Source organism: Ruminococcus sp. RTP21359st1_H3_RTP21359_211015 (genome assembly GCF_040909065.1).
GTDB classification, from domain to species: Bacteria; Bacillota; Clostridia; order Oscillospirales; family Ruminococcaceae; genus Hominimerdicola; species Hominimerdicola aceti.
The window spans coordinates 1-2,698 of the sequence record NZ_JBDGDD010000068.1 but is presented as its reverse complement, the minus strand read 5'-3'; the positions used below and the strand labels follow the sequence as shown (position 1 = coordinate 2,698).

Annotated in this window: 2 protein-coding genes; both read left to right on the top strand. The window is 39.6% G+C overall.

Annotated elements, in window-relative coordinates:
* The first annotated feature begins 417 nt into the window (after positions 1–417).
* Positions 418–1,266: a tyrosine-type recombinase/integrase gene (locus AB5Z01_RS13605; RefSeq protein ID WP_368365613.1), complete on the top strand. Its 849-nt coding sequence runs from the start codon at positions 418–420 to the stop codon at positions 1,264–1,266.
* The gene (locus tag AB5Z01_RS13600) at positions 1,263–2,438 is read left to right on the top strand and encodes an IS91 family transposase (protein ID WP_368365612.1); all 1,176 of its coding nucleotides are present in this window, start codon (positions 1,263–1,265) and stop codon (positions 2,436–2,438) included. Before AB5Z01_RS13605 ends, AB5Z01_RS13600 begins: the two co-directional genes overlap by 4 nt.
* Positions 2,439–2,698 lie beyond the last annotated feature (260 nt).

Here is a 2,698-nt window from a genome sequence, read left to right as displayed (position 1 = left end):
ATTGTTTCCACCATCACACCAATACCCGACAACAGAACGTATGGTGTATTTTGACCATATAACAAACCCAATCATATTGTTGCTCCTTACAAACCGCATTAAAACCATAATGAGACACATTCTTGTATTTCCCCAAATCGAGATTTACTAATTCTACCAATTCCGATTGAACAAAATCGCTGCGCGATGGCCTGCCAAGGCTGTGGCGCAGTTTTATTTTTATTAAAAAGCAGTGGAATTACTTTTCATAATCCGTTATTGTTAAGTTACCACACGAAACAACTGAACTAAGAAAGCTCCACTGCCTATGATAAGAATAACATTTTCCAGTCTCTTCCGCAATCGGAATTATGACGCTAATGCACCTCCGAATAGGTAGATGTAATTATTAACACTACTTATTCTGGAGGTTTTATTATGTATAAAGATATTTTTGAATCTATCCGCAATGAAGCGGAAAAACGTAACCTGCGTGAAAGAACTATTCAACTGTATTGCTCGGATGTCAGTTACTTCCTTCGTTGGATTGGAAAAAATGTTTCTGATCTTACACTTGAAGATGCGGAAAGTTTTCTTACTGCCAAACGTCTGGAAGGAAGGTCTCCTGAAACTCACAATCACTATCGGTCTGCAATAAAGTTCTTATATAAAAAGGTGCTGAAGACTGTCTGGGATGATGACACTGTTCCAGCTATGAAAAGAGAACGCAATCTTCCTGCTGTTCTGTCCCGCGATGAAATAAATGCAATCATTGATGCCACTCCGAATCTGAAACATAAAGCGATTATTGCAACTATGTATTCTTCTGGATTACGTGTATCGGAGGTCGTTCATCTCCATTATGATGACATTTCCCGTACCAACATGACAATTCATGTTCGTGAAACCAAAGGCAGAATTGACAGGTATACGATTCTGTCTCAAAAAAATTTAGACCTTCTCACTGAGTATTGGTACAAATGTGGTCGCCCCAAAGATATCCTTTTCCCAAGTTCCTGGACCGGTGGATATCTTGATATAACCGGTGTTAACCAGTTCTTTAAGAAAAGTGCTAAACTCGCCGGCATTAACCGTCATGTTTCCTCTCATGCGTGCCGTCATAGTTTTGCCAGCCACTTATTCGAAAGTGGCACAGATATAAAATATATCCAGTCACTTCTGGGACATGTTGATCCCCGCTCTACAGATGTTTACCTTCATGTGAGCAACAAAACACTTCTTGGAATCCGCAGCCCGTTCGACAACCCGGAAGGTGGTGAATCATGAGTAAGGATTGTACGATTCAGGATGTTTTTCATCGTTTTTATTCATCTTTTGAATCCACACATAGTATTTCTCCCGCTCAGCGAAAGGCCGCTTATCACATCATGAATTGCAAAACCGGTGCCTTTGGTGTGAATGTAAGCGTATGCGAGGACTGCGGCTGCATATCAGTCCACTATAACTCCTGCCGTGACAGATGCTGTCCTATGTGTCAGGAGTTTCCAAAGGAAAAATGGGTAGATGCACGGCGGGAGGATATCTTAGATGCTCCTTATTTCCATGTGGTTTTTACAGTTCCGGAAGAACTCAATCCCATTATCTACAGCAACCAGAAATTCTTATACGCTGCTCTTTATCATGCGGCTTCAGATACTCTCAGTGAACTTGCTGCTGACAGTAAATATCTTGGGACTGATATCGGCTATATTTGTATCCTCCATACATGGGGAAGCACCATGAATTTTCATCCTCATATCCATGCGATTGTTCTTGGTGGAGGGCTGGATGTGAAAAATCATTGGAAAGACAACGGGAAAGAGTTTTTTCTTCCGATTAAGGTGATCTCCAAAATATTTCGTGGAAAATATATAGCTGAACTTAAGCAGCTCTGGGAAAATGACAGGCTTGAATTTCATGGATCGGCTGCACCTTACAAAAACTACTATACTTTCAAGGAATTGTTAAATACCTGCTATGCAAAGGAATGGATTCCTTATTGCAAGAAACCATTTGACGGTGCCGAATCTGTCATCAGCTACCTTGGAAAATACACCCACCGGATTGCTATCAGCAACTACCGTATCAAAGGCATGACAGAATCTACAGTTACATTTTCTGCTAAAGATTACAAAAACCAAGGGCTTTGGAAAGAGATCACCATATCCGGCGAGGAATTTATCCGTCGATTTTTAATGCATGTTCCTCCAAAACGTTTTGTACGTATCAGGCACTATGGTCTTCTTTCATCCAGAAATAAGAAGAAAAAGATTACCCTATGCAGAAACATCCTTGGTTGCAAAAAATATATTTCCAAGCTGAAAGATATGGATGCACCTGCCATTATCCGTCTTCTTTATAATAAAGATATATGCAAGTGCTCTTCCTGTGGTGGTAAGATTATTCCTCTGTCTACAGAACAACATTTTATAAAACCAAAACCACATATGCTCTGTTAACGTATCATAACTGTATATTTTTTTAGCTTCTTTAGGGAGGCTTATTTCTGGTGTCATAATACAGGACTGAATTATAAATTCTATGTGTTTCTATGTGTACACGCTATCCTATTATAAATAGAGTGTCAGAATTAAAAGTCCATATAGAGTTGACGCGCTTTGTTCAACCAGAAAAAATCGAAATTGATGCAAACGAAAGGGCAGTTAATGAAAAGTCTCAATACTGCTTTTTCGTTTGCACCACCTTCGATTCTTTTCTT